The sequence below is a fragment of the Caldalkalibacillus salinus genome, assembly GCF_016745835.1.
Classification (GTDB): domain Bacteria; phylum Bacillota; class Bacilli; order Caldalkalibacillales; family JCM-10596; genus Caldalkalibacillus_A; species Caldalkalibacillus_A salinus.
Genome location: NZ_JAERVL010000006.1, coordinates 35,830 through 61,089, shown reverse-complemented (window position 1 = coordinate 61,089; position 25,260 = coordinate 35,830). Strand labels below are relative to the sequence as shown.

25 protein-coding genes are annotated in these 25,260 nt (G+C 40.2%); 21 read left to right on the top strand and 4 right to left on the bottom strand.

Annotated elements, in window-relative coordinates; genetic code table 11:
- The first annotated feature begins 167 nt into the window (after window positions 1-167).
- A complete protein-coding gene (locus JKM87_RS06195) occupies window positions 168-953 on the top strand; it encodes a phosphotransferase (RefSeq protein WP_202079113.1) in 786 nt (261 codons plus the stop codon).
- Between the two features lie 246 nt (window positions 954-1,199).
- Here JKM87_RS06195 and JKM87_RS06190 read toward each other — a convergent pair whose 3' ends face one another.
- A complete protein-coding gene (locus JKM87_RS06190) occupies window positions 1,200-1,466 on the bottom strand; it encodes a type II toxin-antitoxin system RelE family toxin (RefSeq protein ID WP_202079111.1) in 267 nt (88 codons plus the stop codon).
- Complete coding sequence (locus tag JKM87_RS06185; protein ID WP_202079109.1) at window positions 1,450-1,683, bottom strand: hypothetical protein; 234 nt, start codon at window positions 1,681-1,683, stop codon at window positions 1,450-1,452. Before JKM87_RS06185 ends, JKM87_RS06190 begins: the two co-directional genes overlap by 17 nt.
- A gap of 569 nt (window positions 1,684-2,252) precedes the next feature.
- Between JKM87_RS06185 and JKM87_RS06180 the strand changes: the two genes are divergently transcribed.
- From JKM87_RS06180 to cudC, 18 genes are all read left to right on the top strand, one after another.
- Window positions 2,253-2,825, top strand: a complete 573-nt coding sequence (locus JKM87_RS06180; protein WP_202079107.1) for a hypothetical protein — start codon at window positions 2,253-2,255, stop codon at window positions 2,823-2,825.
- A gap of 371 nt (window positions 2,826-3,196) precedes the next feature.
- Complete coding sequence (locus JKM87_RS18175) at window positions 3,197-3,256, top strand: putative holin-like toxin (protein ID WP_419761837.1); 60 nt, start codon at window positions 3,197-3,199, stop codon at window positions 3,254-3,256.
- 319 nt (window positions 3,257-3,575) lie between these two features.
- Window positions 3,576-4,109 (top strand): AAA family ATPase, encoded by a 534-nt coding sequence (locus JKM87_RS06175; protein WP_202079105.1) that lies wholly within the window; start codon window positions 3,576-3,578, stop codon window positions 4,107-4,109.
- A gap of 86 nt (window positions 4,110-4,195) precedes the next feature.
- Entirely contained in the window at window positions 4,196-4,966 is a 771-nt protein-coding gene (locus tag JKM87_RS06170) for a nucleotidyltransferase domain-containing protein (protein WP_202079103.1), read from the top strand.
- A 50-nt stretch (window positions 4,967-5,016) separates the two neighbouring features.
- The gene (locus tag JKM87_RS06165; protein ID WP_202079101.1) at window positions 5,017-5,340 is read left to right on the top strand and encodes a nucleoside triphosphate pyrophosphohydrolase; all 324 of its coding nucleotides are present in this window, start codon (window positions 5,017-5,019) and stop codon (window positions 5,338-5,340) included.
- A gap of 369 nt (window positions 5,341-5,709) precedes the next feature.
- The gene (locus tag JKM87_RS06160; RefSeq protein WP_202079099.1) at window positions 5,710-5,892 is read left to right on the top strand and encodes a DUF1272 domain-containing protein; all 183 of its coding nucleotides are present in this window, start codon (window positions 5,710-5,712) and stop codon (window positions 5,890-5,892) included.
- A gap of 351 nt (window positions 5,893-6,243) precedes the next feature.
- On the top strand, window positions 6,244-6,633 hold the full coding sequence (locus JKM87_RS06155) for a VOC family protein (RefSeq protein WP_202079097.1): 390 nt from the start codon (window positions 6,244-6,246) through the stop codon (window positions 6,631-6,633).
- Between the two features lie 125 nt (window positions 6,634-6,758).
- Complete coding sequence (gene yqeK, locus JKM87_RS06150; RefSeq protein ID WP_236838644.1) at window positions 6,759-7,379, top strand: bis(5'-nucleosyl)-tetraphosphatase (symmetrical) YqeK; 621 nt, start codon at window positions 6,759-6,761, stop codon at window positions 7,377-7,379.
- A gap of 257 nt (window positions 7,380-7,636) precedes the next feature.
- Window positions 7,637-7,882, top strand: coding sequence for a hypothetical protein (locus tag JKM87_RS06145; protein WP_202079095.1), 246 nt, complete (start codon window positions 7,637-7,639; stop codon window positions 7,880-7,882).
- Window positions 7,883-9,109: 1,227 nt separating this feature from the next.
- Window positions 9,110-9,661: a histidine phosphatase family protein gene (locus tag JKM87_RS06140; RefSeq protein WP_202079093.1), complete on the top strand. Its 552-nt coding sequence runs from the start codon at window positions 9,110-9,112 to the stop codon at window positions 9,659-9,661.
- A 21-nt stretch (window positions 9,662-9,682) separates the two neighbouring features.
- The gene (locus JKM87_RS06135) at window positions 9,683-10,024 is read left to right on the top strand and encodes a tetratricopeptide repeat protein (protein ID WP_202079532.1); all 342 of its coding nucleotides are present in this window, start codon (window positions 9,683-9,685) and stop codon (window positions 10,022-10,024) included.
- A gap of 265 nt (window positions 10,025-10,289) precedes the next feature.
- Window positions 10,290-10,721 (top strand): SRPBCC domain-containing protein, encoded by a 432-nt coding sequence (locus JKM87_RS06130; RefSeq protein ID WP_202079091.1) that lies wholly within the window; start codon window positions 10,290-10,292, stop codon window positions 10,719-10,721.
- 83 nt (window positions 10,722-10,804) lie between these two features.
- Entirely contained in the window at window positions 10,805-11,776 is a 972-nt protein-coding gene (locus JKM87_RS06125) for a phosphotransferase family protein (RefSeq protein WP_202079089.1), read from the top strand.
- A 70-nt stretch (window positions 11,777-11,846) separates the two neighbouring features.
- The gene (locus JKM87_RS06120; RefSeq protein ID WP_202079087.1) at window positions 11,847-12,194 is read left to right on the top strand and encodes an MFS transporter; all 348 of its coding nucleotides are present in this window, start codon (window positions 11,847-11,849) and stop codon (window positions 12,192-12,194) included.
- Window positions 12,195-12,249: 55 nt separating this feature from the next.
- On the top strand, window positions 12,250-12,417 hold the full coding sequence (locus tag JKM87_RS06115) for a hypothetical protein (protein ID WP_202079085.1): 168 nt from the start codon (window positions 12,250-12,252) through the stop codon (window positions 12,415-12,417).
- 376 nt (window positions 12,418-12,793) lie between these two features.
- A complete protein-coding gene (betB, locus tag JKM87_RS06110) occupies window positions 12,794-14,260 on the top strand; it encodes a betaine-aldehyde dehydrogenase (RefSeq protein ID WP_202079083.1) in 1,467 nt (488 codons plus the stop codon).
- A gap of 82 nt (window positions 14,261-14,342) precedes the next feature.
- The gene (betA, locus tag JKM87_RS06105) at window positions 14,343-16,028 is read left to right on the top strand and encodes a choline dehydrogenase (protein WP_202079081.1); all 1,686 of its coding nucleotides are present in this window, start codon (window positions 14,343-14,345) and stop codon (window positions 16,026-16,028) included.
- Window positions 16,029-16,271: 243 nt separating this feature from the next.
- Window positions 16,272-16,868 (top strand): choline uptake/conversion transcriptional regulator CudC, encoded by a 597-nt coding sequence (gene cudC, locus JKM87_RS06100; protein ID WP_202079079.1) that lies wholly within the window; start codon window positions 16,272-16,274, stop codon window positions 16,866-16,868.
- Between the two features lie 120 nt (window positions 16,869-16,988).
- Here the strand turns inward: cudC and JKM87_RS06095 are convergent, their stop codons facing one another.
- Window positions 16,989-17,993 carry a DUF3231 family protein gene (locus JKM87_RS06095; RefSeq protein ID WP_202079077.1) on the bottom strand — a complete coding sequence of 335 codons (1,005 nt, stop codon included), beginning with the start codon at window positions 17,991-17,993 and terminating at the stop codon, window positions 16,989-16,991.
- A gap of 345 nt (window positions 17,994-18,338) precedes the next feature.
- On the opposite strand from JKM87_RS06095, the gene JKM87_RS06090 reads away from it, so the two are divergent.
- On the top strand, window positions 18,339-18,704 hold the full coding sequence (locus JKM87_RS06090; RefSeq protein WP_202079530.1) for a (2Fe-2S) ferredoxin domain-containing protein: 366 nt from the start codon (window positions 18,339-18,341) through the stop codon (window positions 18,702-18,704).
- Between the two features lie 373 nt (window positions 18,705-19,077).
- Here JKM87_RS06090 and JKM87_RS06085 read toward each other — a convergent pair whose 3' ends face one another.
- Window positions 19,078-20,661, bottom strand: a complete 1,584-nt coding sequence (locus JKM87_RS06085; protein ID WP_202079528.1) for a bifunctional metallophosphatase/5'-nucleotidase — start codon at window positions 20,659-20,661, stop codon at window positions 19,078-19,080.
- 239 nt (window positions 20,662-20,900) lie between these two features.
- On the opposite strand from JKM87_RS06085, the gene JKM87_RS06080 reads away from it, so the two are divergent.
- The gene (locus JKM87_RS06080) at window positions 20,901-25,157 is read left to right on the top strand and encodes a tetratricopeptide repeat protein (protein WP_202079075.1); all 4,257 of its coding nucleotides are present in this window, start codon (window positions 20,901-20,903) and stop codon (window positions 25,155-25,157) included.
- Window positions 25,158-25,260: the final 103 nt, after the last annotated feature.

The window sequence follows — 25,260 nt, the reverse complement described above, 5'->3', positions numbered from 1 at the left end:
TTAGAAGTGAACTCAGATACACATTTCTTCGCTAATTGAGTCAGCATGGCTAAGCCAAAGATAAGAGCTATCTAAGGCTTAGTCATGCTTGTAAGCTCAGAGGCGTCGCAGATACGGAAACGTTATCTGAAAAGCACTTTAATAGAATAATCTGGAGTTTTGTTATAATGAAGCCTATTGAAATAGAAAAGATTCCATATGAATTTACTCAATTAATCGGAGGTATTAAAAACATTTCTTTTCCTAAGCAAGGATGTACTTCGAGTGTAGGCATAGTGACTAGTGAGAAGGGAAAATTTGTTTTAAAGAAAAGTGTTCAAGAGCTATATCGAAAGTGCCTATTCCAGGAAAGCAAAATCTTACATATTCTAAACAATACATCATTACCAGTTCCCAAGCGTTATAAATTTACAGAGGATAGAAATTCCTCCTGGTTGCTAATGAGTTTTATAGAAGGTGAAACAATACGAAGTTTGTTTCAGAGAGGTATTTCAAAACAACACAAAGAAGAAATCTTATATAACTATGGTCAAGTATTAAGGGATTTACATAGTACAACATGTCCAAAAGAGCTAACTGCAGGTGAGCAACCATGGTTAGAAAAGAAACTTATCGAGGCTGAATATAACCTAAAAAAATACGAGGTAGATGGTACAAAAGAATTACTCAACAATTTAATGAAAAAGAGACCAATAAAAGTTGATCATACATTAATCCACGGTGATTTTACTATCGATAATGTATTAGTTCAAGGAACAGAAATTGTTGGCATTATTGATTGGTCTGGAGGTGCGTTTGGAGACCCTAGATATGATCTAACACTAGCAACTAGACCAAAGCCTTATATTTTTAATAACGAAATAGACAGAGAGATTTTCTATAAAGGCTATGGAATTGATGCTGTTTGTGATGAGGACATTAAATATTTCAACGACTTATATGAATTCTTTTAGATAGTGCCCATCAGATAACACCGTGTTCACGCGTCGGGTGACAAGCACCCTCGGTCTCGAAGAGTAGGCAAGGGAGGTAGTGCTCGACACAACCCGTTCGCCAACCGAGTCGGCTCGCCTTCACCAAGAAAGGCATTTCTAGGTTCAGGCTTCACCTGTAAGACTCATGGGCGGTCGTAGATACGAAACGTTATGCGCAATTACTAAAAAAGAAAAAAAAGCCACTCTATCAAGTGACTTGTTAAATTACTTTTTATAGATATCTCCACGAGGTCCAATTTTTACTATGAAAATTATCAGTACGTCATCATAAACTGAATACATAACACGAAAGTCACCAATACGAAGTCGGTAAAGGCTTTCTTCACCTTGCAATTTCTTTATATTTAATTCGGGATGTCGTGGATTTTCTGATAATATTAAAATGTGATTAAGGATTCGATTACGAGTTTTTTTATCAAGTTTTCTTAAGTATTTATTTGCTGAACTTGATAACTCAACTTCGTAACTCATTTTCAATATCCTTTAAATTTAAAGTTTTTCCTTGTTGGTATTCAATTTTAGCTTCTTTAATAGCTCTTTTATCATCTTCAGTTAAAGGTTCATCATCGTAAGGAATGTGTGAGTCAGTTGAGTTAATTAATCTTTTCACTAAATTATGAACTAAATCAAGATCTTGTTCAGGTAACTGTTGTATCATTTTGGAAAGTTCATCTTTTGATATGGCCATGTTCATCACCCCTTTACATAAACATTTTTGCCATATATTAATAACTTTAGTTCAATTATATCATATTCATTTTACCGATTGTATTTTCAAAGAAGGGAAGTAACTGTGCATAACAATATATCTACAGTGCGCCCTGGCAGGTCGCACATTTTGGTGGGGGGAGATCCCACCAGGGTAAGGGCTAGCCATCCGCTCTGTATTAAGTCTTGGAGGCATAGCGGTAACGTCATGCTTTAAGCGTAGACAGAAAGTCAGCTAGGCAATTAAAAACGACAGAATATTATTAGGGGAACAAGGATTGGCAAGATCAGATTTTTTAGGAGAAGCAGGAATACATAAGATCATATTGTAAATATCTCTAAGAAGACATGAACATCTGATAACAAAGTGTTTCTACTACGGATCACAAGCGATCCTTGGTCTGCAAGAGGGATTTCGGAGAAGTGGATTCAGGCGACAACCCTTCACCGACTAACCGCATCGCGGCCGTTCCCTTCGGTCACTTAAGTCGGTGAGGGTTCGTAAATGCGGCCCGTTATACGAAACACTTCAGAAAGGATAGAGATATAGTGCAAGTAAAACCAAAGCTTATTTTCTTAATTTTTATTTTTCTCACATGTGGAATAACTCAGGCGTGTGCATACTCTGTACATCAATCTGAAAATGAAAAACCTGTTAAAAATATATTTGAAAGCGGACAATATACAATCGATCAGAAAGAAAAAGAGAACATTGAATTGTTCATTGACCCAGAATGGATCCCTTTATCGTCAGTAGATTCGCATAAACTAGATGTTCAGGTTGCAGAATTTCACAATACTAGCTTTTTACTTCATAAAGTAATTAACCGTGAACACGACATTCTTTTTATTTTTCACACAACGTATATGCTCGATTCTGAGGAGGGTACTTTTCTTTATAACAAGATATTTAATAATGATGGGACATATACAAGTACAGGGGCAAATGGGCAATTTATCCTGAGAGATCCACAGGGGGAGATAATTGAAACTGGGCAAACAGGATTTAATTCAGATTTTTCATTTGCATTTGGAATCCAGAGTAGTGAGTTTGAAAAATTAAAAGAAGGATTCAGTGTCGGTTATTCGGGGATGATTTTGTATGAGTATTCATTGAAGTGAAGTCCTTCGCATAACACAGCATTCACACATTCGGCCAATACGGACCTCGGTCCGCAAGAAGCATTTTCGAAGAAGTTGGAGCTGCGGCAACCCTGCACCGGCTAAATCTTTGACCCAGCATGCCCGAGCCTAAGATAAGATAAGAGCTATCTAAGGCTCAGCCTGCGCCTGTAAGGTCAGGGACGTCGTAGATACGAAACGTTATACGACAGAAAAGAAAAACATGAAGATAGAGAAAAAGATAGGATATAAAAGCATATGTTCGCATTCAGCATTGTGTATAATATGGATGCAATAGAATCGGTTCTCAAGGGTGGTTGGTTCATCTCCTAGAAAGGAGGTGATACCATGGAAGTAAAGGATACTTTAATTTGATGCTCATATTTGGCATGTTCATCCTCGCCTTACTTTCCTACTTAAAAAAGAAGTAGACCTCCCTTGAGCCTGGAAGTTTCGGAGGTCTTACTTCGTTAAGAATCCATTAACGATCGCCATTGAGGGCAATCTATTGTGCAGACCGTAGATGCTTGCAACATCTGCGGTCTTTATAAGTTTATGCAGACTATTATATTGGTAAACCAATTTTATCACACGATTCTATATAAGAAAAGTAGCTCGCCAATCCACGGCATTTGCGCAACATGCTTCGCTTAGAACTGCAAGCAGTCCTAAAGCTCAGAAACGTCGCAAATCCCGCGGCCCGTTATGTGAAATCAGTCAAATTCAAGAGCAAATCAATGGAGTGATAGAATGATAGTGATGATCAATGGTGCATTTGGTGCAGGAAAAACCACTGCAGCAAACATGCTACATCCATTTATTGCAAACAATATGATTTTCGATCCAGAAGAAATTGGATACATGCTTAGGAAAATTGTTACTGATGAGATTAAATTGAAGGAAGAGAAAACAGATGATTTTCAAGATATGGAGCTTTGGAGAGTACTAGTTGTAAATGTAGCAAAAGAATTAAAACGAAAATATAATAAACATCTAATTGTTCCTATGACTATATACAAGCATCAAAACTTCGAATACATATACAACGGATTAAAAGATATTGATAAAGATATATATCACTTTTGTCTGATTGCGTCTAACGAAACATTACATGCTCGGTTAACAAAAAGAGGGGATACTCCTGGAGGATGGACCTTTCAACAAAATGAAAAATGTGTAGACAAGTTGAAAGAGATTAAAATTGGTGAACACATCTTTACAGATCAAATAGATTCAACGGCAGTAGCTAACCGAATTCTATCTAAGGTTCAACATGACGTGTAGCTTAATTGATAAGCTGACTGATATCACATAACACGTGTATTCGCGACGAAATGTTATCTTAATCCCCCCTAAAGAAGGTGATTCATTTGAGGCAAGATTGGAAAGAGGCATTAAGCGAATTCTTAGAAGATTGGGTAGACAAAGATGAAGTTGAAGCCGTTTTAGTGTGTGGAAGTTATATTACAGGTAACCCTTCAAAAAGATCAGATATTGACGTTCATATAATTCTATCTGAGAACACTAGTTGGAGAGAACGCGGGAACAGGGTGGTTAGAGGATTCCTCATTGAATATTTTATAAATCCACCAACGCAAATTATCAGATACTTTAAAGATGATTATAAGAACTATAGTACAATGTCTATGGTTCAATTTTTAACAGGAGTGGTGATCCTTGATAAGACAGGAATCACTAAGAGGTTAAAAGCTGAAGCGAAGATTTGGAAAGATAAAAAATATGAGGATCTCTCTAATGTGATAAAAGAAATAAAGAAGTATTCCCTTTGGGATTCATATGATAATCTTTTAGATTGTTATGAAGAGAGAAGACAAGATTTTAACTTTGTTTATTTTAATTTTATGAATTTTATATTTAGTGAATATTGTAGATTTTTGAAGTTAGAGCAAATCCCAGTATATCAGATATCATCATACTTATCAGAACCCTCTTACTTAGATCGGTACTTAAAAGATGAATTTCCAGATCCTTATTTTGCTGAAATGTTTTTAAAAGGCATAAAATTAAACGATAAGAAAAAGATGATGAATATGTATAGGAATTTGATAGAGCATGTTTTTGAGCAAGTTGGTGGTTTTAATATTGATGGGTGGAAGGTCAGAAGTGATGTACAATCCTAGTTGGCTAGGGGGTATCGGAGAAGACATTTTTTTCGAAGGAGATTAAAATAATGACTATATATAATAAACTAGTTCGAGATCGAATCCCAGAAATTATTCGTACACAATCTAAAAAGATATCAACTCAGATATTGGACTCGAAAGCCTATCATTCCGAATTAAGAAAAAAACTTAAGGAAGAATTTGATGAATATCTGAATGCTAGATCAAACGAAGAAGCACTTGAAGAATTAGCGGACATCCAGGAATTGTTGCGATCGCTTGCTGAGTCACATGGTTTTTCAATTGACGATCTTGAACGGGTTAGAGAGGAAAAAGCAAATAAAAAAGGCGAGTTTAAAGAACGAATATTTTTAGTTGAGGTAGAAGATTAGGCAACAAAAATAAGTGATATGTACATATAAAGCTAATTGTTTTCAATGAATATCGGGGATGCTGTCTGCATCAGATATCACCGTTTTACCGCATAGGATCGCAAGCAATTCTCGGTCTGCAAGAAGCATTTCGGAGAAGTAAATTCAGCAGACACACCTGCACCGACTAAGCGCAGTCGCGCCCGGCTACGGCCTTAGAAAACACCTCAACTTAGAAATTTAAAGCAAATCAATAGATAATCCGTCAAAAACAACACCGTTTGCAAAAAACACTAATAAACATATGTAAATGAAAGAAATTTAAAATTAAAATAGATAGGGTAGTGTTTCGTAGTAAAAATGTAAAAATCTAATAAAAGGGGGATTTTTATGTCTTTGGAAATGAGAAATTCATGTGAAAAATGTACAGAGGAACTTAACAATAATTCAACTGCTTATATATGTATACATGAATGTACATTTTGTTATGAATGTACGGAAAATATGAATTATGTTTGTCCTAATTGTGGAGGAGAACTGGTTAGGAGGCCAAGAAGTGGTGTAGGCCGTTAAACTGTGTAATAAGTACTTAGTCTTTCTTAATTCACAAAGGATTTATTTTAAAAAAAGAGGGTGCCGTTCATGAATTCGAGAACGATTCGGCCCTTATAAACTCACATCTGAAATAGATGGATAGAGAATCCACCGACCAAGCGGACGATAAGCGCCCTCGGTTACGGAAAGTTTAAGCATAGGAGTAGTTTTCGGGGCACATTCTTGAGCCTAACCGAGTCGACTCGCCTTCGATAAGAAAAGCATTTCTAGGTTAAGGACAGCGCCTATAAGGCTCATGGCGTCGCAGATACAGGAACGTTATATGTAATATGACAAAAACCAAAAAAATAGTGTGATAGAGGTGATCAAATGATAGCTCATATTATATTGAATGTTAAAGACTTTAAAGAATCGAAAGAATTCTACGACTTTCTCTTAGGTCATCTTGGTTTTTTCAACGACTGGGAAGACGACGATGGAGAAGTAGCTGTTAAATCTTATAGAAAGAATGAACATAATATATGGATTAGGTGTAATAAGGCGTCAGTACATAAGGATTTTGTGAGAGATATAGGATTAGACCATATTGCTTTTTTAGCTGATTCGAAGGCTGAAATTGATAAAATATATGAAATGTTGAGAATGAATAATATTGAAGTAACTAGGACACCACAAAGCTATCCTGAATATACGAAGAACTATTATGCTTTTTACTTTCGGGACCCTAATGGTATTCCGCTAGAGGTGTGTGTGATGTAACAGAAAAAAGAGGAAAACAGCTCGTAAATAACTCGAGAGAGCCAACCATCATATAACACTAAATCTTTTTCTCTTATGAAAGCATACTCAATTGAAGAGATCTAATGAGGAAGAGAGGTGAAAATATGCACGAGATTCTAGCAAATCTAGTAAAATCTTTTGAGAAGACAGGGGACATTGAGAAAGATGTTGGCAATTTTTTAGAAATGCATGGCTTTTATCAAACTGCTAAACACTCTATTCAGGTTGGCTATGAATCGAAGAGACTAGCTAGAGATTTTGGAGTTGACCAGGATTCGGCAGCTATGTCTGGCTTTTTACATGATATAAGCGCAGTTTTTCCTAACAATGAACGAATAAATGTATCTAACGAATTGGGAATCGAAGTTTTACCGGAAGAGGAAACATTCCCTCTTATTATTCATCAAAAGATTTCAAGAGTCATGGCAAAAGAAATATTTCATATTAATGAAGAGTTAATTTTAGATGCAATAAGCTGTCATACTACTTTGCGTGCAAATTCAACTACTTTAGATCGTGTATTATTTGTTGCTGATAAGATAGAATGGGATCAAAAAGGGACTCCACCGTATATTGAAGAGCTTAAAAACCAATTAAATATCTCACTAGAACACGGGGCATTTTCTTATATTAAGTATCTTTGGGAACAACGAGAATCGTTAAAAGTAGTTCATCCTTGGTTGGCTGATGCTTATTTTGAGCTTAAGTATAAATTAAATTTGTAATGGTTATTAGGAATTTGAGAAGGATGGCGTTAACATCCTATAACAATATATCTACCCAAATCCACGCGAGGCGGCATTCCTGAGTCTAAGCTAATAGCTAGCTAAGGCTCAGAAACCCCTGTAAGCTCAAGGGGTTGTGAACACGGAACGTTAGTCCATGGCCGAGATGCTGGTGCAAAATTTATAGTAGAATATCTATACTTTAATAATTGGTTTTCGGTCGTTACACCACAAATAGATATAATGGAGGGATTTATTTGAGTATTATATATGCTGTTATAACTTTTATCATTTTAGTTTGGGTTATTGGAATTCCTTTAGGTTGGATTAATATGCCTCTTGACTTCTTTGCTAAATGGGGAGTTCCATCAATAATTATAGGCTTGTTAATTAGCATAAATCATAAACTATCAAAACTATTACCAACCAAAGAAGAAAATCATATTGAATCTGTTTCTAATGAAGAAATTAAAAAAGAACTAGAATTGGAGAATAAGAAATAAAAGATTTTTAAAAATGGTTAATGGTTTTGCACAAACGTCATTAAAGCAGGTTGCTTTGGTAATATTTATAAGTTCAGGACAAACATTATATAGGCGGGTAACGCTGGACAATCTCATTCGCTAACCGAGTCGGCTCGTCTTCACATACCTTACAAATGTTGATGAGATGACAGAGCGGATGAAAGTTAGTCTTAACAAACAACTACTGGAGGGGTTGCATGGTCCTTAGAAAAGGTTTGGTCTTCATCTGTAGTTCTATTCTAACTGGTATAATATTAACAATACTGATGATGTCTGGAGGAAATTATAGTTTTTTTGAGACATTTGGATTTATTCTTATATTCTCTTCTCCAGTCATTCTTTTATTAGGGATATCTGTTTCAGTTTTTTCAGATTTCATCCTAAAGCATAAACAAGGGAAGAGTAGGCTTGGCTTAGCATTTGGAATTCATATCATTTTTGGCCTTGCTTTCGGTACAGTCCTAAGTTACATAGCTGAAGGGAATGTGTATTTTATCGCTTCAACCATAGCCTCAATATTCGTTTGGACTACCGATGAATTATTAAAGATTATGTTCAGGCGGAGTTGATTAACTGACTGGCAAGCTGCGCCAACCTCCAAAAGGGAGGACGAACACGCCGTGAATGCCGGAACGTTATATGAAACTTGTCGATTTGGTGCGGCCGCTCATGGACGAATTTTTAAAAGCCTATTTCTAGCCCATATTCGATTCAATTCTTGTAAAATAGACACTAAGTTAGTTAAATAACCTAGAGAATATAAAAATAAGCTTAAATAGAAGGACAGGGGACGAGGGATGAATGATGAGAAAGGAAAAAGTTTACTGTGAAGAGTGTTCTTTGCAAATAGAGTATAAAGAAGATTTGGTAGTTTCTACTTTCTTTTTTTTCGTTGTACCATATCATGATAGTTGTTACTCAAAGTCATTAAAAGGTTGTCAAACTGCGTTTGTTAGCAACGTACCTATTAACGGATTCTCTGGTACTATTAAAGCAATATGTGCCTTAATAGGATCTCTTATTTTATTTTTATTGAATGACGATACACTTCGATTTTTTGCCATAATACTGCTAATTTTTTCAGGGTTAAGGGTATTCTCATGGTTTTCTTTTGAGAGGCATTTAGAATAAATATATTCATGGAGCAGGTTGGTTACGATTACGAGGTTCTAACCATTGCCGAAAATAATAAAGGGAGTGTTCTCAATGAAGAGAATATATCTTGTCAGACATTGTAAGGCAACAGGTCAAGCTCCAACAGCGTCATTAACTGAAGAAGGACAGTTACAAGCTGAACATCTAGCCAACTTTTTTACGGACAACCTCAACCCCATTGATTTTATTCTTTCAAGTACATATGCACGATCGAAAGAAACAATATATCCTTTAGCGCAGAAAATCAAATTAAAGATACATACTGATGATCGACTTTCTGAGAGAATATTATCATCTGAAGATAGAGTTGACTGGAAGGATAAGTTAAGAGAGTCGTTTGTTGACCTGGATATGAAGCTTCCAGGTGGTGAGTCGTCAAGAGAGGCAATGAACCGAGGGATAGCCGTTATTAACGAAATGATTAATGGTTCAAGAGAAAATGTAATAATAATTACTCATGGAAATTTGATGTCTTTAATGTTGAAATACTTTGATGATAGTTATGGTTTTGAGGAATGGAAAAAATTAACTAACCCTGACGTCTATGAACTTACAATACCGGAGAAGCGAGAAAATTTGAAGATCAATCGTATTTGGGAGTAGTTTGATGAAGTCGGCAAAAGCATAGGGCTAGAGTCTGATGCAGTCTCATATTATGAAAAGGCAATCTCACAAGGTCTCTCTGGAAATGATTTAGAAGGTGCGTTAATCGGATTAGGCAGTACATATAGGACAATGGGGGAGTATGAAAAATCAAAAGCTGTACTCGAAAAGGGCATTAATATATTTCCAGAGAATAGAGCAATCCAAGTATTCTATTCGATGACATTATATAATTTAGGACATCATGAGAGATCTATGGCATTCTTATTAAAGAATCTTGGTGAAACAAGCAATGATCAGGACATTACTTCCTATAAAAAAGCTATATTGTTCTATTCAGATAAATTAAACACGACATGGTAAAGCAATTGTACCATCGCATAACAATGTTTTCATGCTGTTCCGCGCCAGGGCGGCTTGATCGCCTAGAAGTGAGACGTAATCACACAACAAAGTTTTTTAAAAGCAATGATGTAGATTTAGCGACACATCCCTTTCGCTAACCAGGCAGCATGACTAAGCCCAAGAGCTATCTAATGCTTAGCCATGCCTGTAAGCTCAGAGGCGTCGTAGATACGAGAACGTGATATGATATCGCAGTTACTAATATTGAAAGGGGTTAATATATATGTTTGAAATAAAAACCGAAATTGAGATTAATGGGACTGCTAAGGAAGTTTGGTCAGCATTGGTTACAACTGATCAATATCCAAAATGGAATCCATTTATCATAAGTGTAAAGGGAAAAATAGAGAAGGATTCAATTATTGAGATCATTGTCCAACCAGCTGGAGAAAAAGGGATGAGATTTAAGCCTAAAATAACTAGTTACGAAGTAGAAAAGGAGTTAAGGTGGCTTGGAAGCTTACCAATACCAGGTTTGTTTTCTGGTGAACATATCTATCAACTTAATGAACTGGAAAACGGTGCTGTGAAATTTATTCATAGAGAGACATTCAAAGGATTGTTAGTTCCCTTTATGAAATCAAAACTTAATCGGGGTACAAAACAAGGATTTGAAGATATGAATAAGGCGTTAAAAGAGTATGTTGAGAGATAACAACAACGTCAACGCGACTACATATAACTAGAAACACGACGCATATAGAATTCATCAACTGCGTCAAAAAGGGGAGATCCAAGATGAAAGAATCTTGGGAACGAACAAGCAAAAATATAAACATCAGTTATGAGACTATAAGTATAATGATGAGCCAAGTGTTTAAAAATAAACGGCTCATAAAAGCTGAAAGAATGAAAACAGGACTTAGTAGTGGTACCTATAAAGTTGAACTTGAAGGACTAGCTACTCCTTTCATTTTAAGGATTTCTGCGGGTGGTTCAGACGTCGCATCAAAAGAAAAAGCAATTGCTGAGAGATTGAGCGGCGACGTGCCTGTAGCAGATTACATCTATCTGGATACAAGCCAAAATTTAATAGAATATGACTGGGCTGTACTGGAGTGGAAAGAGGGAGTATTGCTGCGGGATATTCTGCAAAGAGGAGAAAAACGACAGATTGCAAAAGCTGCAGAATCTATTGGTGATGTATTAGCTCGCATACACAGCTATACTTTCGACTGCCCAGGCTTTTTAGCAGGGGACCTTACTATTGCTAAACCATTTAACACGGGTGAGGCCGAATTTTACTCTTTTATTTTAGAAAGCCTAGATAGTGGTGCAACCGGTCATTATCTGGGAACGGAAGTGACGGAAATGGTTCGATCATTCTGTGTGTCCCACCGTTCGTTATTATCTGAAATTTATGAACCGTCAGTTCTTGTTCATTCTGACTTCAATGGCCTAAATATACTGATGTTTGATAGTCCAAACGAGGTTGAAGTGTCAGCGGTCTTGGACTGGGAGTTTGCTTTTTCAGGAAGAAAATATGTTGATATTGGGAATATACTTCGGTATGAAAACGAAAATTCCTGGTTCGAACGTCATTTTATAAAGGCTTACCAGGATTCTGGAGGATCTTTGAATGAGAATTGGGTCCAGATAGCTAAACTAGAAGATTTAATTGCTTTGTGCGATATACTGAATTGTTCGACCCCGGAAATGCCTAATCGAATCTCGGACTTAAGACAGCTTATTATTCAGACGGTACAATAAGAGGCAACTACGAAAGACGTTAGGTGAAGCCACGCTAGGCGCTTGGCCTATATAAATAGGGAGAAGCTTAATGAGTTTATTCAAAAATAAAAATTTTACCGTGATGTGGGTTGGACAGCTTGCTACTATATTTGGTCATCGTTTCAGCGAGATAGCCATACCTTTAATTGTTCTTCAATTAACAGGTTCACCATGGCAAGCTGCATTAGTCGTTGTCTGTTCCCAAATAGCCCCGTTAGTATTGTCTCTACCAGTTGGAACTACCAATATATGGATTATAGCAGGAAGTCTACTTATTTTAGGAGCTACAGGTTTATTATTTAGAGTTTCCTTTGGTGCAATGGTTCCAGGAGTTGTGGGGAGAAAACGCTTAGTAAGTGCACACAGTTATTTCGAAGGAGCTGATGCGTTAACCTGACAGTTATTTAGCTCGTATTGGTGCTGGTGGTATCTTATTGTCAGGAGTCATGGCCATGAGTGGTAATCTTTTTGCAGGTGGTTTATCGGAGTCTATTACTCCAGAGTTTCCCCTTGCCTTTTGCATGTTTTTGCTCTTAATAGGATCTCTAATATCTATATTTTATAAAAAAGGCAACAAGAAAGTTGAGGATCTAAAACCTATTGAGATTGGTGAGAAGTGATGAGTTTACAAAGTAAAAGGTGCTCCTAAATCATTGGAATAAGTTCTTGAGGTTTTATACTTAACCTAAAGGGCTAGGCCATGGACTATGAAGGGCAATAATGATAGGCAGTTAAAACTATTAAGTAAATATTATGATATGGGACGTACCGATAACCATAGGTTGCGTCCCATATTTTTGTTTCCATCAGGTCATTGATTTGCTGAGTAAGGTTGTGTAATGAGAAAGGCTCTCATTAATGTATCGTCCCGTGGTACGTCCTATCCTAGAAGTTAGTCCCTCACTGTTTACAACCAAAAAAAAGCATGATATCATAAAAATCATTCAAAACGTTTAAAAAAAATTAAATAAAGTTAATGAGCAGGGAGGGAACTTCATGAAAAAAATGTTCATAAATGGCGAATGGGTTGAAGCCCGTTCCGGAAATACGAGAGAAATCATTAATCCATATAATCAAGAAGTTATTGCCACAGTGGCTGAAGGAAACGCGGAGGATGCGAAACTGGCCATTGCTGCAGCAAGAAACGCCTTTGATCATGGTGATTGGAGACGTACACCGGGTAACGAGCGCGGAAAAAAAGTCCTCCACATCGCTCAATTGATCGAGAGGGATAAGGAAGAGCTTGCGGAATTGGAATCCCTTGATACTGGAAAAACCGTTGAGGAAAGCCGTGCCGATATGGATGATATTGCAGAGGTTTTCCGTTACTTTGCCGGGTTGGCTGACAAGGACGGTGGCGAGATCATTGAATCGCCGATTCCGAATAGCCAAAGCAAAGTGGTGCGTGAACCAGTAGGGGTATGCGGGCAAATTACGCCGTGGAATTATCCTCTTTTACAAGCAGCGTGGAAAATTGCTCCTGCTCTTGCTACAGGAAATACCATTGTCTTGAAGCCAAGTGAGATCACACCACTAACGACGATAAAGGTGACGGAATTGATGGAAGAAGTCGGTTTTCCTCAAGGTGTCGTCAATCTTGTTCTCGGTGAAGGAGCAACGGTGGGGAACGAGCTAGCAGAAAGCAACGACGTTGATTTAATTTCTTTTACGGGCGGCATTATCACCGGAAAGAAAATTATGCAGGCGGCTAGCGGAAACGTGAAAAAGATTGCTTTGGAGCTAGGTGGGAAAAACCCGAATATCGTATTTGCGGATGCTGATTTTGATATAGCGCTTGACCAAGCGATGAATGCCGTATTCTTCCATGCCGGTCAAGTATGTTCTGCAGGGGCAAGATTGCTTGTTGAGGATTCCATTCATGACCGTTTTGTTGAAGCCCTAGCTGAGCGAACGAAACGAATTAAGCTAGGTAACGGTTTTGAAGAAGAGACTCAGTCAGGTCCGTTGATCTCTGCTGAACACCGGGCAAAAGTAGAGGAATATGTTGAAATCGCAAAACAGGAAGGGGCTCACTTATTAGTGGGTGGCGCTCGTCCAGAAGATCCAGAACTACAGAATGGCTTTTTCTATTTACCTACCATTTTCACCGAATGTCGTTCGGACATGCGTATCGTGCAGGAGGAAGTGTTTGGCCCTGTATTAACGGTTGAACGATTCAGCGGTGAAGAAGAAGCTGTACGTCTTGCTAATGATTCAATCTATGGACTGGCCGGAGCTGTATGGACGACGGACGGAGACAAAGCAGAGCGCGTAGCTTCTGAATTGCGCATGGGTACGGTATGGATCAATGACTTTCACCCGTATTTCGCACAGGCTCCATGGGGCGGTTATAAACAGTCCGGAATTGGCCGTGAACTTGGTAAACCAGGGCTGGAGGAATATACGGAAACGAAGCATGTTCTCCGCAACTTGAAACCTGAACCGATTAACTGGTTTAAGTAACTTGAAGGAGAGTTTTGATGAATAACGCTTCAAGTTGTATAAATTATTGCATTTATTATCAGTCTTCAAGGAGGTACAAAAGATGAATGAATCATATGACATCGTGATTATTGGTGGCGGAAGTGCGGGCTCTGTACTCGGCAACCGCCTAAGTGAAGATGGGACGCGCAGTGTCCTTGTTCTAGAAGCAGGACGTAGTGATTATGCATGGGACCTATTAATCCAAATGCCAGCAGCTTTGCCCTTCCCAGCAGGGAAGCCATTATACGACTGGAGATACGCATCTGACCCTGAGCCTTATATGAACGGTCGACGTGTCAAGCATGCTCGAGGAAAGGTGCTCGGTGGTTCGAGCTCAATCAACGGCATGATTTACCAACGAGGTAATCCAATGGACTACGAACGTTGGGGAGCAGATTCAGGTATGGAAACATGGGACTTTGCCCACTGTCTCCCGTATTTCAAGCGCTTAGAAACGGCTTTAGCAGCGGACCCAGATGATGAATACCGCGGTCACGACGGTCCTCTCAAATTGGAACGCGGGCCGGCTACCAACCCTCTATTCCAAGCCTTCTTCGACGCAGCTGTTGAGGCTGGCTACTCGCGAACGCCAGATGTGAACGGTTTTCGCCAGGAGGGATTTGGACCATTCGATAAGCATGTGTACAAAGGCAGACGGATGTCAGCTTCACGTGCGTATCTTCATCCGGCTATGAAGCGTAAGAATCTGACAGTAAAAACACGTGCTTTCGTTTCAAGTATCGATTTCGACGGTACTCGAGCTAAAGGTTTGACATACCAAAGAAATGGCAAAACCCATCAGGTAAATGCAGGTGAAGTGATCCTCTCCGGCGGTGCAATCAACACGCCACAGCTACTTCAACTGTCAGGTGTAGGCGATGCCGATCACCTACGTTCACTTGGAATCGAACCGGTCGTTGACTTGCCAGGTGTAGGTGAAAACCTTCAGGATCATCTCGAAGCCTACATCCAATACGCTTGTCCGCTTCCGGTGTCCGAACAGCCGAACTTAAATAAACTACGGATGCCTTGGATCGGCTTACAGTGGTTACTCGGACGTAAAGGTCCAGCAGCAACCAACCATTTCGAAGGGGGAGGTTTCGTTCGTTCCAACGAGGACGTCGAATACCCTAACTTGATGTTCCATTTCCTACCGTTAGCCGTTCGGTACGATGGACAAAAAGCGGAAACGAGTCACGGATTCCAGGTACACGTCGGACCTATGTACTCTGATGCTCGTGGGTCATTAAAGATACGTTCGAAAGATCCTAAAGAGCATCCGAGCATGGTCTATAATTATCTTTCTACCGAGCAAGATCGACGCGAGTGGGTTGAAGCAGTACGTGTGACAAGGGAAATCATGTCTCAACCAGCGATGAAACCATACAATTCGGGAGAAATATCACCTGGTCCTTCCGTTGATACAGACGAGGAGATTTTGGAATGGGTGAAGAAAGATGCCGAGACAGCCCTTCACCCGTCTTGTACGGCTAAGATGGGACCTGACTCAGACCCTATGGCTGTTGTAGATCCGCAAACCATGAAGGTCCATGGGCTCGACAATGTACGAGTGGTCGATGCATCAGCCATGCCTTACGTCACGAACGGTAATATTCATGCACCGGTATTGATGTTGGCGGAAAAAGCAGCGGACTTAATTCTTGGACGTAAACCGCTTGAACCGCTTCATATTGACTTTTACCGTCATGGCGTACATCCACCTGAAGCAGGTACAATTTCTGGATAAGCAAATGAGGGTTTAAGTCTGTTGAGTTTAATTCAATTAGAACAAAAAAACAGTAAATAAAAAGCATATTGACATCAGGGGCTTAGTTTTTTGGTAAACAAGCCCCTGAATGTTATAGCGTTCTATCGCGTATGTTTTAGTGCGCTATCCTGTATGCTATAAGTGATATATAGAGTTATAAAATGATATCTAATAAATTTAATTTATTAAATCATACAGCTTAAAGGAAGGAGGAGATACTCCTTGGCAAAAGAAGCTGAACAATTAATTGAACGTGCGGAAAGTGCCGTCATCAATTCTATTGCGGAAACAATGGACCTATACGGCGTAACACCGTCAATCGGCAGATTATTCGCCATGATGTTTTTTAAGCATGATCCCATGACGCTTGATGATATGAAAGATGACCTCGGGATGAGTAAACCGAGTATGAGCACAGCCGTCCGCAAATTACAGGATATAAATATAGTCCAGAAAGTATGGCAAAAAGGGGCCCGGAAAGATTTATTTATGGCGGAGAAAAATTTCTTTAAATATTTTTCCCATTTTTTCGGAAGCAAGTGGGAGAGGGAGGCCAAATTAAATCTATCTGCCATTGATAATGCGGAAACCATGCTGAAGCAAGTCATAGAGGATAAAGAAACAGAAGAAGCATTGAAACAACGAGCCGAACAAAATTTGCAGCAATTGGACGAATACAGAAAATATTGTAATTGGCTGGAACGGCTAGCCCGTTCCGTTGAAACCGGGGAAATCTTTGAATTTTTACCGATCGAAGCTTTACATTCAAGGGAAGACAATGAAGACACTAATAAAACAGAGAGAAAAACAAAGCTGTAGAGGAACTCGTGACGTATACAAACCCATATAACATCAAGAGAGCTCTGGCTAAAAGTCAGGGCTTTTGTATGTCGATGAATACACCTACACTTTTTAACTAAAATCTACGCTTCTGGGTGATTATGATTTTGAAACTAATTCGTCTCGATTAACAGCTAATGGTATTTGTTCCATCTCTCCATTATGAATCATAATATTGGCACCATCTTCTACATATATGGCGGAATCCATTTGCATTTTACCAAACAAGGTACCAACATCTTTTCTTCCGTCAAGTGACGCACCGTTTGCGTATTCCCTCACTTTCATTGAGAACATGTCAACTTTATGGTACAGCATCAGTTTATCTGAAAATGGAGGTACAGTTGAAGAAGTGACTAAATGATCTTGAAGGTTTGGTGATGGTAAGTTGTTTTCAGTTAGTTTTTCAGACATCATTTCGATGTGTTTTTGATTAAGGTTCTTCCCACGTTCTAAATATTTCTTAACTTTTTCGTCCTTTGCCCCTTGAGAAAAACCCATAATCAAGGCTTTACTAGTGACATCATTGTTAATGCATCCATAAAGATGAGTGATTTCTAACATATGAAGCGGTCTCTTATCTCCCCAAAAAGAGTTTAAGTAATTTTGATTGGTTACAAATTCGACTCTCTTTGGTGCAGGAATGACTGGTGTGTTCATTAAGGAATTTTTTGATTTTAAGGTGTCTGTTACAATAGATGCTAAATGTGCTGTATCCCTAAGACAATTAATAAAAAAATCTCTAATATCTTTCCTCGTCACTAGAGGAATAGCTACACTGTAAATACTCATTCCAGCTTTACCCACATACGTTAAATAATGAAGGTAAAATTCATCATTGAATAGTCTCGGCGCCTTTAAGTTCACATCATCATCTGTGAATCCAACAGGTATGGGGAAATTTGATTGTTTAAAAAATGCTTGAATCTCCTCTATATAGGTTTCTGATAAACCCAAGGCATATTCTAAAACCTTTTTTATATCCTTGTCATCCACATGTTGAAGGTAATAACTAATCACATATTTTCCCAATGTATTCCCAACATAAGTAGCCCAAAGTTTCCCCATTTCTGTTGCTGTTAGCTGTTCTTTACCTGTCTTCACTCAAAACTCCTCCAAAAAAAAGCGTCTTTATGCTTAGATTGTGCAGTGAGTGCCGTAATATGTATGCCCGTTTTCAAAAGGGTTGTTACACATGACAAGAAAAGGATCGAGTAGTGATGGCTAATAGACGGAAAAGATCTTCAAACTAATACTGGAGACTCTTTGTTTTGGTTTTAAGATATGCGGCAATGCTTGAATGCGAAGTTACGAACGGCTGCAAAATGAGTCAATCCATTTATCGTGAGGTGTGGAGATAAGCGTCCACTTTGGGGTAAAATGTGGTGAGGAGCAGTCAAGATAATGAGTGTACTTGCCCAATTAACGCTAATGGGAGGAGAGATAAGTTTGGCCACATGGGATCTGTCTACGACAAAGCATCACGTTCTGATATGTAATGGTGGCAGTTGTATGAGGAACGGGGGAGAGGAAGTCACACAGGCCATACGAGAAGAGATATCTGCGTGTGGGCTAGATGATACGGTACATACGACCCGTACCCGCTGCAACGGTCGGTGTGAAGATGCGAGTGTTGTCATCGTTTACCCTCAAGGCATCTGGTATAAAAATATGACACCCGAACTGGGAAAACAATTGATTAAGCACGATTTAGCAGGAGACCGTCATTTAGATACACACATCACTTACTCTTATCAAGAGGATCATTTTCAGCCCTCCGAAGGTGCTGTTCCTGGTAGAAAAAAGTCAGACTAACATACATGTTCTGTCGTCCTACAAAAAGTGCTAGTCGAAACAATAAAAATGAGTTTGCTTCCCCACAGCCGAATACCCTGAAAAAAAAGAACCTGTTTGCCCTGATCATGTTCCTCTTAGTAACAGTTTTATTATTTTAACTGTCTACCACGGGCGCATATAAATGATGGCCAAACAGGTCCTCTTGTTTAAGTATAATGTTTAAACTAGGGTCCTTACATCTTCTTACTCTTTCTTACTCTTTCACTCTTCACAGCAGTGCGATTGAGTGCCTCGATCTTACTTACTCCACAGCAGTCCGATTGAGCTGAGGTGCCTCGATCTTACTTACTTCACAGCAGTCCGATTGAGCTCAAGGGTGCCTCAATCTTACTTACTCCACAGCAATCCGATTGAGTTCAGGTGCCTCGATAGAACCTCCCTGATTCTCGATGTACTCTACCATCGCATCTAGTGCTAGAGGGCCGTACGTTTGGTTTTCTCCTTCTTTTAATACTGTAAAACCGTCCCCGCCTTCAGCGATGTAATTATTAACCGTCACGCTATATGATCCATCCGGTTGGATCGGTTGGCCCTCATGGTCAGTCATCGACATGATTTTTTCACCGTAGGGGGCGTTTTGATCCCATGTGTAGTGTAGGCCTGATAGTTGCAAGATGCGAGGATAAGACCCCGCCCATTGTTGTTCAAGTAATGTTTCGATTTGTTCGCCAGTAAGGGTCATGGTTACCAAGCTATTACCAAATGGAAGCATCGTATACAGCTCGCCCCATGTAATCTCACCTTCATCTAGATCTGTCCGTATGCCGCCGGGGTTCATGAAAGCAAAGTCAGTATCCATGGCCGCTCTTTGTGAGTCTGCCACAAGATTTCCAAGAGCTGATTCTCCCGCTTCATTTTGGTCTCTTGTGATGATCTCGTTAGTTTGGCCAACCACGCGATTAATCAACGGGTCAACAGCTTCAACGTACCCGTTAACCATATCTTTTATTTCACTGTCAGGGTCTATGCCATCATGATACGTGGTAATAATCTTTGCCTCTTTTTGGACAATATCTTTTGTTCTCGGATCGATTTGGAGATCAATTTTTGAAAAAGCGGTGCCATAGGAGTAAGATTGTACGATTAATTTTCCGTCGACAACCGCATTGGTATAAGAATGGTTGTGTCCAGCTAGTATCACATCAACTTCATCGTCTAGCTGTGGTGCGAAATCAACCACCTCGCCTGCTGGATTTGCACCGTCTTCATCAGAGGAAGCGGGCACGTGGGCAAGCACGACAATAGACTTAACGCCTTCAGCCTTTAATCCTTCAACGGCGTTGTTTATCGCTGTGGCTTCATCTGTAAATGTGACCCCTTCAATACCACTGGGAAGCACGATGTTCTCAGTATCCGTTGTGACAACACCCACAAATCCAATGGGCATACCGTTCACTTTTTTGATGATGTACGGCGGCAGTATAGGTTCTTCGGTTTCCTCATCGACAACATTGGCTACTGTGTATGGAAAGTTCGCGCCTTCAAATTCACCTGTGACCTCATGTTCACCACCGTCAATCAGGCGCATCATTTCTTCTACACCCTCATCAAATTCGTGATTGCCAACCGTTCCGACATCAAAGCCGACACGATTCATAAATTCAACGGAGGGCTCATCTTGTAGGAGGGATGAAACGGGGGAACTTGCACCGACCATATCACCGGCGTGCACGATCAACGTGTTTTTGTTCTGTTCTTCATAAGCTTTCAAATACGCTGCGAGGTACTCTGCACCTCCGGCCATTTGACCATCGACTGTGCTATAGACATCGAGTTGGCCGTGAAAATCATTAGTCCCTAGCAATTGCACTTCAATATACCGTTCTTTGTAAGCGTCATGCCCTGCAGGGGCTGCAAAGACGTTAGAACTGACCAGGGTAAGGGAAAGAAACAGGACACTGAGCACTTTCTTCATTTCCATGTGAGTAAACCTCCTCCTAATATTTATATCTTTCTACTTGTAAAATACCATAAATATATTAATCTATCTTTTAAATTTGATTAATCTTTCATGACAAAGCAGATGACGATAGGGGAAAATCTTTTTGTCATTTTTTCCTAATGGACGTACAAGAGTCTCAGCGTGTAAACGAAAATCTGTATAGACACAAAATGACAAATATAAACAAAATAGGTTGCAGGAGGAGAAGCAGGATGGGTCTGCAAACAACAGCTTTGAGAGATTTTAAGGACTTAGAGCCGCTCGTCAAACAAAATCGTCTAGATGTGGCCCTACCATTCATAGTCGACACCATTAAAGCGTGCTATGAGCAGCGTTCATATGCCTACCTCAAAAAGGTGCTCAATCGTATAGATGAGGAGGATATTCTCAACATTCTTCGTGTGCTTGATGCCGGCATGATGTATCGCCACTGTCAATTCTTAATCAAATTCGTACATAGAAAATACAATTCGACGTTGACCCGTATTTTATACTGTGATGAATTGCTTGAGAACGGAAAAGCGTTAGAAGCGGAAACGCGTTTAAAGACCATGATTGAGGAGCTTAAACAACAATCAGATGAAAAAATGTTGCGACGGGCGTATTTAGCCCTTGTTCGTGCGCTTATTCATATGAAGCGATTGAAAGAAGCCAAATCCTATTTATCAGAAGTGGCCCAACAGGAGGACGTACAAAATGATCTTTTAGACCAATGGGGGTATCTGTATGTGAATGAAGGAGACTGGGACCTAGCAGAAGACTATCTACGGCAAGGGATACAAAATGATGATAAACCACAGTACTCCTATCTCCTTCTTTCCTCAATCTATGCTGCTCAGGGTGATATCCACCAATCGATGGCGGTGATAGAGGAGGGCATTCAAACGGTCCCCATGTTTTTGCCTCTCCGAATGGAAAAAGCGAGAAAAGCGAAACAACGAGAAGATTGGGAGACTTTTTTACAAGTCACAGAAGAGATTGAAAGGACGTGTCCATACCACGTTTATAAACCGTATTTTCAGTACGTACGGGCAGAGTATTTTTACCAAAAGGGAGATTTTGAGTCATTTCAGGCACACGTGGCTCAGTACCCGCAAGTGTTTGAGGGTTCAGCTTACGCCAACTGTCAGACGTACGCACCGGAGCTCATGATCACTCTACCAACACAGCCTATCTTACAGAAATATAATTACTGTGTACCGGCCACCCTTGTCATGTTAATGAAGAGGTATGAACGCCATTATACACAGGACGAGATTGCTAGGCATATCTTTCATGTGAATGGGACGAAGTTATCTAGCTCCGTGTCGTACTTAGAAGCGCAGGGGATGAGTTGCCGTTACTTTTTTGGGACCGTGGCTCATTACAAGCAATTAACTGAACAGGGAGTTTCAGTGGTCATCAGCGTTGATTATCCGAACTCAGCCCATGTTCAACTGCTTAAAGGGTATGATGACAATCTTCAAGCCTTCTATATTCAAGATCCTAGTATGGCAGAAACCCTGATCGTGAGCTATGCGGACATCGAAAAGCAGTATGGCCACAACAAGTGCTTGTCGATCGCGGTAATTCCTGAAGCTTATGAAGCGTTGTTACAAGGCTTAGATTCTACGGAAGATACCCTCGTACGCCAGCTCTATGCCTTTGAAGATGAAGACATATTCAACGACTCGTCTCATAAGGACAAGTTCATGTCCTTCCTACAGGAACACGAGGCGCACACGTATGTCCAAAATTATATGGTACGGTCATTAAGTCATCCAGATGTAGAAGAGATGCTAAAAACGACGATTGAACAATTACGAACAGCGCACCCTGATTCAGATTACTATAAGCTTACTGGGGCAATGGCGCTCTTAAGGCTTGGTGAATATGAGCAGGCAGAACAGACCATCACATCCGTTCATACACAGCGCGTACATTTATACTATTTTTTACGAGGACGGATGGCATACGAGCAACAGCAGTTTGATCAGGCGATACAATATTTTAAAACAGCGTTAGAGCTAGACCCTACTCATTATGATACCTTCTCGTATCTGTCCCTATGTTACTTCTATACAGGTGACACAGAAAACGCTTGGTTTTATGCCCAGGCGTCTATAGATATGAATGACCAAGACTTCTGGAACAGGATGAACGCGGGTTTGGTCCTATTTGAGACACAACGCTATGAAGAAGCGCGAACGTTATACCATCAGGTTATAAAAGACTTTAAACGATATCCCCATCCGTGGTATGAGCGGGCGAGATGTGATCAAGCTTTGGGGAGATTTAGGCATGCCCGTCGAGGATTTGAAGTGACGAGACAGTTGGACCCAAGTGTTCCCCACGCTCATCGTGAGTTAGCTTGGCTATATGCGCAGCAATGGCAAGATATTGAGCATGGGGTGGCAATCGCTCAGGAAGGATTAACTCACGTTGAGGGAGATTATTCACTTTTAATGACCTTAGGTGATTTGACACGAGAAATGGGGAGAGGAGCGCAGGCTCAGGCCTATTATACTGAAGCCATGGACAAGCATGGTGACGTTCCGTACCCAGTGTTATCTCTTGCGAAGCTGCTAGCAGAATCAGACAAGTCAGAAGCGAGTGCCTTACTTCAAAATCAGAGGATGAACTTCCGGGATAACAGTGACTTTCTTATTAATGGCGGGGAACTGTTGTGGACGCTGAGTGTAACCGAAGAAGATACTGAAAAAGCGCTAGACTGGCTAGAGGAGGGTATAGCCCATGAAGAAAATCAACGAGAAGCCGCTTGGGATCTGTATGTGCGTTTAATCGAGGATACACCGTATAACGAGCGAGGGCGGGAGTATCTACAACAGCAGTTGAACGCGTGTCATGAAAATAAGATCGAATTGATGTGTTATATAGGTTGCCTTTATGAAAAAGCCAATCATCTCGACACGGCTGTGGCGTACTATGAAAAAGCGTTGGCCATCGATACGCATACCTTTCCTTTGTATCGTTTGGGTGAGGTCGCTTTACAAAGGCAGGATGTTCAAAAGGCGGAAACATATTATCTGCAGTGTTTAGCTCTCGATGCACAGATGTACGCTGTCCATCTAAGAATGGCGCAGATAGGAAATCAAAAAGAGGATACCCCTATGGCGCATCGCCATCTGTTTTCAGCTTTTGAGCTTAATCCATTAGATGTCGACATCCAATATCTCGTTCAGCTTGCATCACAAATGGATGAACTAGACGCTGTTAAAACATATTTATCTGACGTACAGGGACGTGTGAATGAGGCGTGGCGTCTTGATGCCTTAGCCTATGTGGCAGGGGAAGAAGGTGATGTTCAACAAGAACATGCCTTGATTAATAACGCCTTATCTGTCGACGAGGATGCATTCCCTTTACATGAACATTTAGTCGCCGTTCACCTTAAAAACGAAGATCATGATCAGTCGCTAAAGACGACACTAAGCTTAATAGAGCGTCATGTTCAACAGCGCACTTTATATACACCACTCATCCAGTCTGTGGTGGCCCAACAGGCTGAAGTCGATCTTCTTACACTGATCAACCAACTTCAGCTCTCTCATGAAGAGAAAAGCGAAGCGTACTTGTATACCGCTTATGAGTATGAACAATACGTGTGTCGCATGAGTGCACGGATCGAGTCACTCCCTATGATCGAAAAATTTAAGGAAAGACGAAAAGCCAATAAGCGTCAGAAGCGACTAGAGACGCTATACGAGCAGGCCTATGCCCTAGATAAACAAAACATACGGGCGATCATATGGCTGTGTGAATACTACAGAGAGCAAGGGGATATGAACAAAGCGACACAAGTGGCCAATGAAAAGTTAGAAGGACAAGACGTCTTCAACTTTGACCTCGCGCTGTACTTAGGCTGGGTTATGGTGATTCAGTATCAAGGAATGGAACACAAGGACAAAGCAGCAACCTACCATAGTGCCGAAACGATGCTAAAACATTGCTTAGAAGAAAATCCTTATCATGCAAGGGTACATCATACGCTTGGGCTGTTATATTATGAATCTGATCGACTCTCGCAAGCCGAAGCCTCCTTCCTCCAAGCCATAGAGATAGATCCCCAACCGTACTATTACTATGACTGTGGGAGAGTGTACGAGGCGCTGGAGGATTATCAACAGTCTGAAGCGTGTGGCTTAAAAGCCATTGAGTTGAACGTACAGTACGATGATGCCTATAGTCTCGTTAGTGTGGCCAAGCATAGACAAGGGGAGCCCCAGGAAGCGCTTCGCTATGTTAATTTAGCACTCGACATAGACCCTAGAGATATTTCCAATCTGTATAACAAGGCTTGTTATCTTTCAGCGCTAGGTGAGGTTGATGAAGCTTATCACATCTTACAGGATGTGATTGAGCACGAAGGGGGTCAGACTTTTTCGCAGCAGGCTCAGGATGATCCTGACCTTGAAACCCTTAGGAACCACCCACAAACGAAGCAAAAGATGAAGAAGCTGTTAGCTTAATCGCATATTATTGATATATGAGCTCTTTGGACGTTTGAAGACTTTTTAAAGTCTTCGTTGGACGTTGCCAAAGGGCTTTTCTAATGTCATTTTTAATTTAGTC